Here is a 12973-nt window from a genome sequence, read left to right on the forward strand (position 1 = left end):
ATTAACAGATAACTAAACTTCGCTATTCAAGCCATTCCCAATGATTATTTTGTATTGCGGTTATGGCCTGTTGTTTTTCTTGTGAACTCATGCCTCTTGTATTAACAATATAATAGGCTTTGCCTTCATCGTCTTCACGTCTTGCACCTAAAGCATAATCGCCGTAAACGGGTTGAAAATCAGCATATGTTGAATATGCTGTATAGTCATTACCTCTAAGGGCGGCATAATATTGTCCACAATATGATGGCATCTCCGGATCAACGGCACGGATCGTAGTATAAGAATAACTGGAATCTTTAATGCTTCTACGACGACCTGTTGTAAATCTTACCTCAACAAACCGTTTATTTAATTTTTCCACGGTACAAGCAGAGCAATTGTAATTAACGAGGGCATTAATTAATTTAGGCATACCGTCTGCATCTGAATCCGGACATTTTTTTAAGAACTTTTTTCTATCATCTTTTTCATCAATTCCAAAAAAACGCTTTAAGGATGGGTTACACTCTGGTGGACGATCCCCCGAAGATAAACACAAGATGGATTCACAAGCCAATTTTTCTTCGTTCGTTAAATCGTCATCTCCCCATGAAAGAGACGTTCCACTTAAAAACAATATACAGGCAAAGAAAATTATATTTATTGCTGAAAAATTTTTCATTTTAAAATCCTTAATTTTTGTGTTTCCGCTTGAAATCCGGAATCGTTTCCTATTTCGGCTATGTCCTCAATTTTTCGTCCTTCTTTGGTCCGTTTGATGAAAATCACCAGATCAACCGCCTCTTGGATTAAATCATCCATGGGATTCGGCACAACTTCGGCAATCAACTGCTGCAACCGAACCAACCCCCCGGCACAAGAATTGGCATGAACGGTGCACACTCCACCAGGATGACCGGTATTCCACGCCTTTAACAGATCAAGGGCTTCACCGCCTCTAACTTCACCAACAATGATTCTGTCCGGTCGAAGCCTCATAGTGGCTTTAAGAAGTTGCCGCATATTGGTGTTCAGGTTTGTACGCAGCATCACCTTATTTCTTGACAAGCATTGTAATTCGTTGGTGTCTTCAATAATGACAAGACGTTCATCGCCTGCAATATTTACCAATTCTGCAAGGATCGCATTTGTCAGGGTCGTTTTTCCGGAACCTGTTCCTCCCACCACCAGGATATTTTTTTTGTTTGCAACGGCATCGCAGATCATTTGTTGCTGATCCGGTGACATGATTCCGGATCGCACGTAATTATCCAGGGTAAATATATTGATCGCCTTTTTGCGTATCGTGAACGTGGGATTTTCCACAATTGGAGGGAATAATCCTTCAAATCTGCTACCGTCTATAGGCAACTCCCCTTCAACAACGGGGGAATCCTTTGTAACGATAATACCAAGCATAGATGCAACTTGGCTTAGTATTCCGGAGGCGGATGATGCAGGAATGGCGGATACTTCAATCATTCCCTTGTCAAACGTATCAAGCCATAATTTGCCGTCAGGGTTGAGCATAACCTCAATTACGTTATCATCATCCAGGGCCTGGGTAACAATGGGACCTAAATTATGCTTCAAACTATCTAAAACAACGCTCATTTCCATTCCTTTCCTTTCTAATCTTTTCTTAGAAAACAAAAAGCGGGGAGACTGTATCAATTATTGACGATTGGGGGATAAACCCAAGATACCGACTATCCAACGAATATTTTGTATTGCCGACCACAACTAATTGCTCAGAAGGCACTATGCCTGTTTTCGGAGAAAAAGGTGTAATCGTTCGGCCTTTACTGTCGATATTAGACGCCGGCGGCAAGTGGAATGTCTGACCTGATAGAAAAGCAACTCTTTTCATTAATGGAATACCAGGGGAAACATATTTCGCGGCAAAAGGATTTTCATTAAGGTCCGGATAAAAAACTACAATAGACCCTATTTTTATAGGCTGATTTGTTTTTAAATATAAACCAACTGGCAAGCTTGCCGTTGCGTTTATATAACAATAGTTAGATATAAACAGGATCACTATGGCTGTCAGGCTAATTACAAATAACAAGTGTTTCATAGTCATGCTGCCTCAATTTTGGTTCTTTTTAACAATTCTTCATCTTCAAAAAACAACATTTGTTGACCATAAATTGGATTATGCCCGGCGACGAAAATTAACATATCACCAGGGGCAATAATGTTCTTATTCCCATCTTTTAAGGGGGCTTTTAGCCTTGAACATTCATCCGGAGTTAATAATGGGCGGGCGACTTCATTCATTTGTATAGAGGCATTTCTCATGCTGCCAATTCGGTCGCCGGATACACTTATCTTTTTATCCACAACCGTTGTTTTTCCGGTCATTTCAGACAAAAGCCTCGCTGTTTCTGGCTTGTTAGGTGCATAGGCAAGCCTGACATGACAGTTTGATGTGATTGATTCTTCCTTCGTGTATTCTTTGTGTAGTTGGGATAAATCTTGAACAATGACGTAAGCCTTAATGCCGTAACCGGCCATAAATGCCAAGGCTTTCTCTATGATTTCCAACTTACCCAGGCTGGTGAACTCGTCCAGCATGAGTAATAGCCGATGTTTATAATGGGCGACGGCTTTTCCCTCTTTGAACTCCAATTTTTCGGTCATTTTACGCAAAGCTAAATTAAAAAAGACACGAAGCAAGGGTCTTAATCTATCCAGATTTGCGACAGACACCACCAAATATAAATCTACTGGCTGCTCAGATCCCATAAGATCAGATATTGCAAAATCTGATACTGATGTGTTTTTAGCCACGGTTGGGTCACGATATAATGATAAGTTGGTTATAGCTGTAGAAACAACGCCGGATAATTCTCTATCAGCTTTAATCACAGCTTCCCCGGCATAACTATCAATTGAATTTTTGATATTTTCGGCATAGCTGTTGTCCATCGTCGGGAACCGTTGCATTAAAATATTTTTGTGGTCCTCGTCCATAATTGCATAGAGTAAATTTTTTATATCGCCGTCGTTATCACTTTTCGTTATTTCAGCCACAACATCGGATAGGGCAGCATTCCTTTTAACAACAATTGTATGTAAAATTAATCCGGTTAAAAAAGCATACCCGGCCTGAGTGAAATAATCTTTCATTCCCTTGCCATCAGGATCACAAATCATTTGGGCAATATTTTGGGTATCCGCGATAGCTTGGCTGCCGGATAGCCTAATTTCAGACAAAGGATTCCACCGGGCAGAAGAATGGCTTTCATCTGCCGGATCAAACCGCAAAGTTTTATGTCCTATTTTCGCCTTATATCCAGCAGTTAAAGCGTAATTTTCTCCTTTTATATCAAGAGTTATGCTTGATCCCTTCCATATCAACAAACTTGGGATAACAAGCCCAACGCCTTTACCGCTTCTAGTTGGAGCAAACGCTAATATATGTTCAGGGCCGTTATGGATTAAATATTTTGTGCCATTCTTAACGGGGAAACCACCGACATAAACGCCTTCATCTTCTTCCAAACCCATATCTTTAAGTTCTTTTTGTTCTGCCCAGGTTGCGGTGCCGTGCAATTTAGTATTGGCCTTGGGTTTCTTTTTAAGCAAAAAAATAAAAAAAGCAGCAGAAACAAGGCCAAATACACCTAAAATTATATCCACCTTGTTGGACACGGGTTTTGTTAATAATGATTGCCATTCAAAGACTTTCCAGGGCCAATAAAAGTGCCTAAATATCGGAGAGCCTAACCGGGGATCATATTTATATGCGTTCGCTATGGTTTGCGTAGCATAGCTCATGCAGACTATAGCCCAAGAAATAAACCCCAAAGGAAAAAGCCAGGAAAAAACATTTCTCTCCACGGTTGCCTGCCTAAGACCGTATTTTGCTTTCATCTTCCGATCTCCTGTCCCTTATCTTTCGCCAAAAACGGAATTTTTGATTGAAGTTGCCTTTCAATGCGGCTTTTACCCATCTTACACTTTGAGAGATCATTAAAATCTGTCATCCCCTGCCGTATGCTCGCCTCAGAAAATTTGGGAATAATCACTTCACCACCCACCGCTTTGGCGGCTTTTTCTGCTTTTTCAACACCAACATTGTTTTTAAGGGCATGATCATTGTCCGCACAAAAATATAAATCAGCAGACGGCATCAACTCTCTGATTTGTTTAGCAACATTTTCAAGGTTGTTGGCATCGAAACAAACGACAGCCGGGAGGTTGCTTATATCGTGCAGCGTTTTACCTGTCGAATAACCTTCGGCAAGAAGAACAGGCTTGTTTTCGTCTAACTCTCCCAGGATATGACAGTTGCCCGTTTTCTTGCCACCTGAAAGAAATTGTTTAGAACCATCCGAATTAATGAATTGAAGCGTTTCAATTTTTTTTGTTTTTGGATTAACGGCTGGTATGATAAGCCTTCCACTTTTATCTTGTCTGTATTCTTTCCCGCCATTGACACCTTTTGCAGAAAGGTAAGGGTGATCTGTTGTTTTTTCGGCGTTGACATAAATTCCAAAAGCGGTTTTAGCGGCCTTTTCAAAGCCTTCCTGACGATCTTTAATTAATTCATCTGCTTTTTTAAAGGCCTGATCCAGTTGGATATCGACATGACCCTCAAATTTAAACTTAATAAATTCATCGGTTCTAAAATTTTTGATCTGTCCGGCAGGCCTGCCGTCTGGATGAAGAACATATTCACCGGATTTTTTTTTATTTGTATCACCTTCTACCTGGACCCGATGTTTTTTCCCATCGGCAATTGGATTATCAATCAAAGCACCTATTCGGGAAGCATTTTCCCGAAATTGATCAAAAACTTTTTGCATATCAACACCTTTTTTTTCTTGAGGTCCTAACCACTTCTGGAAAAGTTGCTTATCGGCATCGGGTCCAATGAACCAAGATTTTTGATTCGTATCCCATTTTGCCCCCAGGTCTTTGGCTTCATTTTTTTCGGCATAAGGAACATTGATATAAATTTTTTGTGTTACATTGTGAGATTTTTCTTTAATTGTCGGCTGGTTAGCTTTCTTTTCAAGGCGTTCTGACTCACCCAAACCATCTTTAAAACCGATATTCCAAGCTAGGGAATTATCCGTTGAATCCATTGGATTTACCAAATTCGCTCCGGACAGAAATCCGGCCTTGTATGATTGACTCAATTTTTGATCTTCACCCTGATCAATTTTAATACCTGACTGTTTCGCATAAGATCGAATGTCAGCAAGAACGTGGGTCATGTCTTTTTTGGTCAACTCATCCTTAGCCAAATCTGTTAAAGTCTGTTCCGCTGATCCTGCCACTACATTGTTGTCGATTGACCGCTCCTTATCCATACTAAGTATATAATCTGCAATTTTTTCAGCGTCTTTCATCGCAAAGCCTAATTCTTTGGCCCGATCTTTATCGCCCAATGCAGATAACCATCCGGCAACATAATTTACGTTGTTCTCCTGCTCTGCAGGATCATACCCAAGGCCAATTTGAGAACAGATAAGCCAGGTCGAAATTTCAGCCCGTAATTCTTCTTTTGCCCTGCCTTCCTTACTTGTAATATCTTTGTCCCGATCCAACATAGTATGGTGTCCTGTCGCATGGGCCAATTCATGGAAAGCAGTTGAATAATACTTTGATTTGTTACTAAACTGTGCTTTGGTAGGAGTTTCAATGATATGAGTTGACGAACGATAAAATGCCCGGTCAAGCTGACTCTCTATAATTGGCATGCCAGACGCTTTTAATATTTTTTCCGCTTTTTCTTCCGGCGCCCAGGACGGCACAGGCTGTTTGTATGGCTCCATGCCCTCCACTTGAGTTGCATTAAACAATGAAAAGGATTTGAAAACAGGCTTATCAACAGACACCAATTTTTCTTTGCCATTTTCGTCAAGGACAGGTTTTCCGTTCACAAGTTCTTCTTCCAGGCGAGTGGGCGAATAATAAAAACCAGCACGCGATTTTTCACCTTTCCGGACTTTGCAATTTAATTTTTTTGCCTGGTTAAACGTCAACCATCGGGGATCATTATACCCACTCAATGCAAGATTAATGAGATTCACCCCCTTATAACCGTTATTTGTGGTTACGTTTTTAGGGATTTCAAGAAGCTCTCCTTCTTTCCATGGTTTTTGCCACGGGGCTTTACCGCTTTTAATGGCTTTAAGAACTTCTTTGCCAAATTCATTTAATTTATCCTGATATCTACCCATTTAAGCCTCCCCATCTAAAAAAAATTCAGGGGGGGCTTGCTCAAATCCGTAAACAGCGGCTATGTGTTTGGCTACATCAGGGGAATTTTCCGCAGAGTCAAAATCAAAAAATTCAAGTTGAAGATCCAGCCATTTTTTATATTCAGCTAAAGTCATTCCTCGTTGATTGGCATATTCTTTCATTTCGTTTTGGCCCATTTTTTAAATATCCTCCTTAAATTTGGGTTTTCCATTAGTATCAAAATATGTTTCCCGGCAACCTGGAAAGCCTGAACATCCCCACCAATATTGTGTCTTACCTCTCTTATCTTTTTTCTTTGCCGCCCTGCGGATCAACGGCTTTCCACAGCCCTGACAACTAAATTTTGACAAAGCCGCTGGTTTTTCTTTTTTTGGGGTTAAATCTGGCTTCCCTTTTTTATCCGGATAGGTTGTTGTGCATTCTGGATACCCGGAACAGCCCCAAAATACGCCGTTTTTACCTTTACGCTGACGTAATTGTTTATTGCAATTAGGGCAGGCAAACCCTGGCTTTTCTTTAAAATTTTGTACGGTCCCGCCTTTAATATGATCAATTTCCGCTTTCACCCAGGCGGCGATATCTGCCTGAAATTTTTCAGGGTTCCCGTTATTAGATGCAATTTCATTTAATGCAAATTCCCAATCTGCCGTAGTGACAGGATTAGAAATAGATTCAGGCAGTACCGTTAACGCTTCTTTGGCCTTGTCAGATGAAATGATATTTTTCCCTGATACAACGAGATAACCCCGAAATTTTAAACCGTCTATGATGGCAGCCCTGGTTGCCTCTGTGCCTATGCCTTTTACTGTTTCCGATTTAAGTATTTTTTTTGCTTCTTTATCTTCAACATATTTGGCTATATTTTCCATATCAGCAATCAAGGTGCCTTCGGTGTAAGCTGCTGGGGGTCTGGTCTGCTTAGTTGTTACACCGGTTTTTTCACAATTCACCGGGTCACTTTCTTTAACGGTGGGCAATTCGGAAGTTTGGTCTTTATTTTTGCTTTCATCGTCAAAAAGAATTTCTTTCCATCCCCAAATAACAGGGGTGGTGCCGGTTGTTTTAAAAAATTCTTCACAACATTCCGTTATGATAGTCGTGGAATCAAATTCATAAGCGGCCATGAATTGGGCGATATACCGCCTGCGGATCGCGTCATAAACCTTTAATTCATCGTCATTCATGCCGTTAATATTTGGTGCTTCGGTGGTGGGAACAATCGCAGTATGAGCGGTTATTTTTTTATCATTAAAGCACCTGGGAACTGCGTCTACCTTGCAAGCTTCCATGAATTTTTCAAGGCTGTTATCTGCTACCACAATGGCTTTTAATGTTTCTTGGACTTCGGAAAAAGCCCCGCTTGCAAGATACCGGCAATCTGTCCGAGGATATGTCGTGGCTTTGTGTTTTTCGTAAAGAGCTTGGGCTATTTCAAGCACCTTCTTTGCCGCCATTCCCCATCGTTTGGAGCAATACGTTTGTAGGGCAGAAAGCGAAAAAGGAAGTTCAACTTCTTTTTTTTTTCTGGTTTTTTCCGCTTTCCGGACGATTCCTTTTTGTCCCTCAATTTTTCCGGCAATTTGTTCAGCAACGGATTTATCAAGGCACCGTTTATTAAAGTCTGCCAAATTTTCCGGTACTTGCCAGGTGGCATCATAAATGCCTGCCTCAGATTTAAATGTTGCTGTAAGCACATGATAATCAACGGGTTTAAAATTAGCTATTTCAGCATCCCGGTTTACCACAAGAGCAATGGTAGGGGTTTGGACCCGCCCCACAGAAAAAACGCCTTGATGCCCGGCCTTTTGAGCAAGTAAAGTAAAAGCCCTCGTTAGATTCATTCCCACAACCCAATCAGCGACACTTCGGCTATAAGCAGAATCCCGCAAGCCTTTATAATCAGCGTTTGGCATAGGTGCGGCCAAGGCGTGTTTAAGTGCTTTGCTATTTAATGCCGTTATCCATATCCTTTCCGTGGGACCGCTCCATGCCAATTCTTCAAGCACTTCGTCAATTAAAAGCTGCCCTTCTCTGTCTGGATCACCGGCATTAACAACGGTATCAGTATTTTTGAGTAATTTTTTAATTGTTGCTATTTGGCCTTTAGTTTTAGAAATGGGTTTCCTTTGATAATCCTGGGGCAATATTGGTAAATTATCAAAAGACCATTTTTGGAACTGTTCGCCGTAATCTTGAGGGTTCCATAATTCAAACATATGCCCAAAACACCAGGTGACTGTATCTTGCCCACATTCTATAAAAGAGCCGGATTTTTTTGTTATGCCGAGGCTTTGAGCAATTTCTCTGCCGAGTGACGGTTTTTCTGCAATGTAAAGTTTCATCTACAATTTCCCTTCGTAAGGTTCGGTAAAATTTAAATCTTTAACGACGACAACGTTTAGTCGATACCCAGGCCGGATATTCAAAGTTGGTGACATATTCATGTGTTTGGAAAGCAGGCTCATGGTAGTTTGGCCCATCTGTTCAGCTACAGCAGATCCCATAGATTCGCTGAAAGTTGTCGAATCGCTGGTGTCTTTATTTAAAGAATCTATTGCAAATGCCGTGGTGCCGGTTACTATGCTCATAAGGAGAGCATGACCATAAATTCGCAAATAATGATTATCTACCTGATCTTTTAAGCCCGAATATCCAAGCTGATCTGCTCCCGGCATATCGTTTAACGTCATTGTTCTACCATCTGGAAATATTAATCGTTTCCAGACTACAAATAACCTTTCCTGTCCCATCAAGACTTGGTTTTGGTACTGACCAAAAACTTTTGTACCTTGAGGAATCAGGAGATTATCACCGGTTGCGGTATCCCATACGTTCTGGCTAATTTGACAGCTTATATAGCCTGCTAAAGTAGAATTTATGCCTGTAATTAACACTGAGGGAAGAATAGAACCTGTTTTAATTGACAAAGCATTGGTCTCTTGGTCCATCATATAACCGTTATCCCATTCTCCCCCACCATCATCATTGGACCCATCACTTTCAGTATTAGATTGCAGGGCAGAAAGGGTAAGAGAAGTTTTGCCACGAGATGACCCAAGAAACGTGGCTGTTCCATTCTTCTTCGTAAGGCCATTTTGATTCAATTTGTTTAAGCTTGATTTCGCTTGCGCTAATTCCTGTTTTAATGCACCCAGGCGGGATGAACTATTTGATATTGTAAAATCAGTTGAGGTAAAAATCGGCGTGTCTTTTTGATATTTGATTAATGGAGATGTTAAAGCAGATCTCTTTAATTCAAACCGATATTGCATTGCTTCTAATTTTTGTTTTTCGATAAGTTTGTTAAAGGCGGCTTTAGATTTTTTTTGGGGTTTTGAAGCCGCTATAACATGAATAGGCTCTCTATCTGATTTTTTTTGGGGGGGATCTTCACTCTCTTTTGATCCATCCTCCTGGACAACGCCTTTCCCTTTTGGTGGTTTTGGTAGATTTAAACCTTCTTCATCTGTGGTTGTTGATGCCTGTCCTGGTTTAATTAATAGCGTTTTTTGATTTTTGTTTTTGTTTCTATCTCCACCGTCGTCAAAAATGGAAAAGACTAATAACATAACAATAACAAAAATAAGTCCCATCATAAGAAAAATGGGTTTTTTACTTAAAACAGTAGTCATAACACCAGGTCTTTTTAATCCCTTTGGCGCAGTCATTTTTTAACCTCGCTGATTTGTTTAGTATAATTGCCATACAAAAGGTAATTAGGCAGTCTAAACATTTGATTAAAAACAAGACCTTTACTGCTTTTAAGATGGATATACCCTATATGTTCATCCATCATGTCGATGATATAGCTTATTTTTACTGATTCTCTCCTTTGACTGATTTTATAACCAGCTTTTCGCGCTTTACTTTCAAGAAGTTTATCGAAATCAAGATTTTCGCTTTTTGAAAGGTGAAGGGTTGTTTGGGCTGGGGGATATTCCAATACAAGGCGATCTATAATTACATCACAACATGGAGCAGGATTATTTTCTTTTGATTTTAGGACCCAAGACTCTTTTTTTGGGGTGGTAGAGACACAGCCCATTAAAGTTAAAACCACAAATAAAAAAATGGGGATTTTTATAACTCTCATTTTACACCCCCAATCTTTTAAGAGTTATTCGCTCTTTATGCTTCCCAACACCGATGACGAGATAGCCCTCATCAAAAAGTAGATCAACGATGAAACAATTATTCTTTACCCGATAATTAACAAGACCCTCCCCGGCATCCGTTTTTACCAGGAACATTGGTAATTCTTGCATTTTAGGCAATTTAATATAGGTTTTAATTCCATTGTCGAAAACTTGTACTGGCTTCCAATTGGCATCGCCTACAATGTCGTAATTAAAATTTAATTTGGAAATATCGAAGCCTTCGGGTGTGATTTTTTTTTGATCTTCTGTTCTAATTCTTTCTTTGGCGGCATTCGCTATTATCAAATGTTCTTGAGGATAAAGAAAACCAGAGTAAAGCATGTGTTTGCGCTTATCTGATTTTAAAACCAAATGATAAACACGACGGTCAGTCGTTATTACAACAGTCGTTTGGATTCCTGAATCTAAAGTTTTAAAAACAACGTGGCTAGTGCTAATCCCGCCAGATCCGGAAAAGACTATTTCTGCCATCCACCGGGCATTATCACCTAAAACCATTGCATTAATAATTTCACCCGGCTGTAGCTCTACATCTGCCGCTCTATAAGGGGCTACAACTATCGTAGGGACGCTTTGTCCATAAACGAAACAAGTTTTTCCATTTTGTGTTGTGATTGGTTCTAATGTTCCGCGTTCCCATTTTTTTTGTAGCTCTAACGCTTTTATCTCTTTTTTACTAAGACGCGCTCCTACAGGACTGACAAATTCTGCGGCCTGACTCGTTGTTAAAAAAATGGAAAGGCATAATATTGTAAATAAGATTTTTTTCATTTTGCGGAGACTCCTTTCTTATTGGATTTTTTGGCTATAACTTATTTCGGCGATATATATGCCGTTAGCATTACAAAGAATTTCTTCCTGAGTTTCTGGTATTTTACGTTTTATGACTAAATTGGCTTGAAAAGTTTTGCGGGATCGCTCAACGCCTTTATGTGATCGTTCAATTTCAAGCCATTCCACCAACCAAGTTTCACCGCTGATATATAGCGGCAAGGCTTGAATTCTGACTTCGACTAATTTCTTTTCACTGGTGATATATGGATTATTTTTGCTATACCATTGGCTGAGAATATTTCTAGCAGCGCCTATAGACATGAAACTTGATTGACGAAGGTATTTTTCTTGTAATGCAATATCGGCGGTGACTGTTCGCCAGGCCGAAATAAATTGAGCTAAACTGTATTGAATTATTTCTTGTGTGGTTTCAAGTTTTTTAGCCATCAAGCCACCAGAAACACGCCCCGCCCTGTCAACTTCAACGACATATGGAACAACCTTATTTTGCGTTAATTGCATGATATTACCAATAGCCAAAAGAATTGCGATAACACTGATGAGGATTGCCGCCCTACGCCATAAGTTTCGCTCCTGAATAAAAGAACCGAACATTTCAGACCATGCCTGCCGACCAGCTAAATAATGATTTTTTAATGTTTTATTTTCTGCGGTCATTGTTATTCATTCCCCTCGTTTGATTCTCTTTTTTTTGCGTTGTTTTTTAGTGCTCTTTCAATTGCTGAGAGTGGGCCGTTTTTGGCTCCACCAAGAGCACCACTTATGCCGCCACCACCGGCAGCACCAGCAGCAGCACCAGCACCCATGGATGCTGCGCCTACTGCCATACCTGCCCCTGCGATCATTGCGCCGGTCATCGCTCCGGCACTACTACCACTATGAATCGTTACAATCCTAGCCATTGCATCCGGTAAGGTTTTTACGAGAAAGGCAAGAATTAAAAATGAAGCTGTAATAACTAAAACTTCGCTTAAATCTTCGAAATAATAATTAATCATGTCAGCCATGAAGATTGCTAAGACATAAAAAAGACATTTAATCGTAAAAACTTTAAGGCCTACACCAAGGGCGTATTTAAGAAAACTGGTTGAAAAACCTCTTGATGCTTTAAGACCGCCAAAACCTAAAAGTAAAATACCTATATTCAGGATAATCCATGCTTCGCAGGCGATTAAAATATACATGCCATATATAAAGGCACCGCAAAGCAATGTTACAATGATACAAAGTCCTATTAATGGGGCTTTAACGGCTCCGAATATTGATATTGGATTAGTCATGTTATCGGCTATTTTAAGGGAGTTGGTGAAAACGTCTGTTGCGTTGCTACCGCTACCCGCAACCTGAACGCTTAATGAGGACATTCCAGAAATCAACTTATCTGAATAATCTTGACTATATATAATTAAACAGAAAAAAATCGACCCAAAGAACACTACAATTACAAATTCTTCTATCAGGTTATGCAGAGTGCTTTGTTTTAGTCCAAGCTTTAAAGCCATCCAAATAAGCTGTATGGTCAACATAATTTTTAGCAACCACAAGGAATGACTTTTTATATTACTTCCCCATGTGGACCCTAACGTATGATATTTACTAATAATCTTTTCAATGATTTTTTGGTCAACAGTTGAGGCAATTACATTTTCATTGAAAATGAAAAACACTGTTGTTATGATCAGACAGTATAGAAAAAGTCTGATAGGAGAAAATCTGATGCTCAAAAGTTTAGTCATTCTTACCATCTCCATTGCGATTGCGATTAGCGTGTACCTTTATGTTGATTTTGCTAATAATCCTTCACCAACCCCACAAGA

12 protein-coding genes are annotated in these 12973 nt (G+C 39.9%); all 12 read right to left on the reverse strand.

What is annotated here, in order from left to right; genetic code table 11:
• Positions 1-22: 22 nt before the first annotated feature.
• The 12 genes from EYB58_RS22745 to trbL are packed head-to-tail and all read right to left on the reverse strand — an operon-like array spanning position 23 to position 12892.
• Positions 23-664, reverse strand: coding sequence for a TrbM/KikA/MpfK family conjugal transfer protein (locus tag EYB58_RS22745; RefSeq protein WP_111959047.1), 642 nt, complete (start codon positions 662-664; stop codon positions 23-25).
• Positions 661-1596 carry a P-type conjugative transfer ATPase TrbB gene (trbB, locus tag EYB58_RS22750; protein ID WP_111959045.1) on the reverse strand — a complete coding sequence of 312 codons (936 nt, stop codon included), beginning with the start codon at positions 1594-1596 and terminating at the stop codon, positions 661-663. The genes EYB58_RS22745 and trbB overlap by 4 nt, the downstream gene beginning before the upstream one ends.
• Positions 1597-1624: 28 nt before the next feature.
• Positions 1625-2062, reverse strand: coding sequence for a S26 family signal peptidase (locus EYB58_RS22755; protein ID WP_111959157.1), 438 nt, complete (start codon positions 2060-2062; stop codon positions 1625-1627).
• A gap of 2 nt (positions 2063-2064) precedes the next feature.
• A complete protein-coding gene (locus tag EYB58_RS22760) occupies positions 2065-3864 on the reverse strand; it encodes a type IV secretory system conjugative DNA transfer family protein (protein ID WP_111959043.1) in 1800 nt (599 codons plus the stop codon).
• Entirely contained in the window at positions 3861-6182 is a 2322-nt protein-coding gene (locus EYB58_RS22765; RefSeq protein WP_111959042.1) for an ArdC-like ssDNA-binding domain-containing protein, read from the reverse strand. Before EYB58_RS22765 ends, EYB58_RS22760 begins: the two co-directional genes overlap by 4 nt.
• Entirely contained in the window at positions 6183-6380 is a 198-nt protein-coding gene (locus EYB58_RS22770; RefSeq protein ID WP_111959040.1) for a hypothetical protein, read from the reverse strand.
• Between the two features lie 3 nt (positions 6381-6383).
• Positions 6384-8546, reverse strand: a complete 2163-nt coding sequence (locus EYB58_RS22775; RefSeq protein WP_131072146.1) for a DNA topoisomerase III — start codon at positions 8544-8546, stop codon at positions 6384-6386.
• A complete protein-coding gene (locus EYB58_RS22780) occupies positions 8547-9872 on the reverse strand; it encodes a TrbI/VirB10 family protein (RefSeq protein WP_111959155.1) in 1326 nt (441 codons plus the stop codon). It lies immediately after the preceding gene.
• Positions 9869-10297, reverse strand: a complete 429-nt coding sequence (locus EYB58_RS22785) for a conjugal transfer protein TrbH (RefSeq protein WP_111959153.1) — start codon at positions 10295-10297, stop codon at positions 9869-9871. Before EYB58_RS22785 ends, EYB58_RS22780 begins: the two co-directional genes overlap by 4 nt.
• A 1-nt stretch (position 10298) precedes the next feature.
• Positions 10299-11132 (reverse strand): P-type conjugative transfer protein TrbG, encoded by an 834-nt coding sequence (gene trbG, locus EYB58_RS22790; protein ID WP_111959151.1) that lies wholly within the window; start codon positions 11130-11132, stop codon positions 10299-10301.
• Positions 11133-11150: 18 nt separating this feature from the next.
• Positions 11151-11813 carry a VirB8/TrbF family protein gene (locus EYB58_RS22795; protein ID WP_111959149.1) on the reverse strand — a complete coding sequence of 221 codons (663 nt, stop codon included), beginning with the start codon at positions 11811-11813 and terminating at the stop codon, positions 11151-11153.
• A gap of 2 nt (positions 11814-11815) precedes the next feature.
• A complete protein-coding gene (trbL, locus tag EYB58_RS22800) occupies positions 11816-12892 on the reverse strand; it encodes a P-type conjugative transfer protein TrbL (RefSeq protein WP_111959148.1) in 1077 nt (358 codons plus the stop codon).
• Positions 12893-12973: the final 81 nt, after the last annotated feature.

Origin of the sequence: Desulfobacter hydrogenophilus (assembly GCF_004319545.1) — a bacterium.
In the GTDB taxonomy this organism is placed as follows: Bacteria; Desulfobacterota; Desulfobacteria; order Desulfobacterales; family Desulfobacteraceae; genus Desulfobacter; species Desulfobacter hydrogenophilus.

Excerpts from the sequence above, each read along its gene's own strand:
- EYB58_RS22745 (WP_111959047.1), bottom strand. The coding sequence starts at position 664 with ATGAAAAATTTTTCAGCAATAAATATAATTTTCTTTGCCTGTATATTG.
- trbB (WP_111959045.1), bottom strand. The coding sequence starts at position 1,596 with ATGAGCGTTGTTTTAGATAGTTTGAAGCATAATTTAGGTCCCATTGTT.
- EYB58_RS22755 (WP_111959157.1), bottom strand. The coding sequence starts at position 2,062 with ATGAAACACTTGTTATTTGTAATTAGCCTGACAGCCATAGTGATCCTG.
- EYB58_RS22760 (WP_111959043.1), bottom strand. The coding sequence starts at position 3,864 with ATGAAAGCAAAATACGGTCTTAGGCAGGCAACCGTGGAGAGAAATGTT.
- EYB58_RS22765 (WP_111959042.1), bottom strand. The coding sequence starts at position 6,182 with ATGGGTAGATATCAGGATAAATTAAATGAATTTGGCAAAGAAGTTCTT.
- EYB58_RS22770 (WP_111959040.1), bottom strand. The coding sequence starts at position 6,380 with ATGGGCCAAAACGAAATGAAAGAATATGCCAATCAACGAGGAATGACT.
- EYB58_RS22775 (WP_131072146.1), bottom strand. The coding sequence starts at position 8,546 with ATGAAACTTTACATTGCAGAAAAACCGTCACTCGGCAGAGAAATTGCT.
- EYB58_RS22780 (WP_111959155.1), bottom strand. The coding sequence starts at position 9,872 with ATGACTGCGCCAAAGGGATTAAAAAGACCTGGTGTTATGACTACTGTT.
- EYB58_RS22785 (WP_111959153.1), bottom strand. The coding sequence starts at position 10,297 with ATGAGAGTTATAAAAATCCCCATTTTTTTATTTGTGGTTTTAACTTTA.
- trbG (WP_111959151.1), bottom strand. The coding sequence starts at position 11,132 with ATGAAAAAAATCTTATTTACAATATTATGCCTTTCCATTTTTTTAACA.
- EYB58_RS22795 (WP_111959149.1), bottom strand. The coding sequence starts at position 11,813 with ATGACCGCAGAAAATAAAACATTAAAAAATCATTATTTAGCTGGTCGG.
- trbL (WP_111959148.1), bottom strand. The coding sequence starts at position 12,892 with ATGACTAAACTTTTGAGCATCAGATTTTCTCCTATCAGACTTTTTCTA.